2 rRNA genes are annotated in these 599 nt (G+C 61.3%); both read right to left on the reverse strand.

The annotated features are described in order from the left end of the window. A 23S ribosomal RNA gene (locus GRC12_RS44915) occupies positions 1–84 on the reverse strand; the annotation flags it as partial. A 297-nt stretch (positions 85–381) separates the two neighbouring features. Further along, a 16S ribosomal RNA gene (locus tag GRC12_RS44920) occupies positions 382–599 on the reverse strand; the annotation flags it as partial.

Raw genomic sequence — 599 nt, forward strand, 5'->3', positions numbered from 1 at the left:
TCCCCGGGGCCTATCGTGGCCTCCCACGTCCTTCATCGGTTCCTGGTGCCAAGGCATCCACCGTGCGCCCTTAAAAACTTGGCCACAGATGCTCGCGTCCACTGTGCAGTTCTCAAACAACGACCAGCCACCCACCACCCCGCCCAACCGGACGAGTTCACTGGGGCCGGCATCCGAGGGTTCATTCCCTCAGACACCCAACAGCGTGCCCGGCCAGGCCGTCCGACCAGATCAGCGTTCCACGCTCCGAAGGGCAGTACTAGCGCCTGGTCCGTCCTGGACCGTGCCGAATAATCAACGTTCCACCCATGAGCTGACCACCACCAGACGTTCGCTGGTGTAGTGGCTCTGGCTGCCTTGCGGCAGCTAGATGCTCCTTAGAAAGGAGGTGATCCAGCCGCACCTTCCGGTACGGCTACCTTGTTACGACTTCGTCCCAATCGCCAGTCCCACCTTCGACAGCTCCCTCCCGCAAGGGGTTGGGCCACCGGCTTCGGGTGTTACCGACTTTCGTGACGTGACGGGCGGTGTGTACAAGGCCCGGGAACGTATTCACCGCAGCACTGCTGATCTGCGATTACTAGCAACTCCGACTTCAT

Source organism: Streptomyces griseorubiginosus (genome assembly GCF_017614965.1).
Lineage (GTDB): Bacteria > Actinomycetota > Actinomycetes > Streptomycetales > Streptomycetaceae > Streptomyces > Streptomyces griseorubiginosus_B.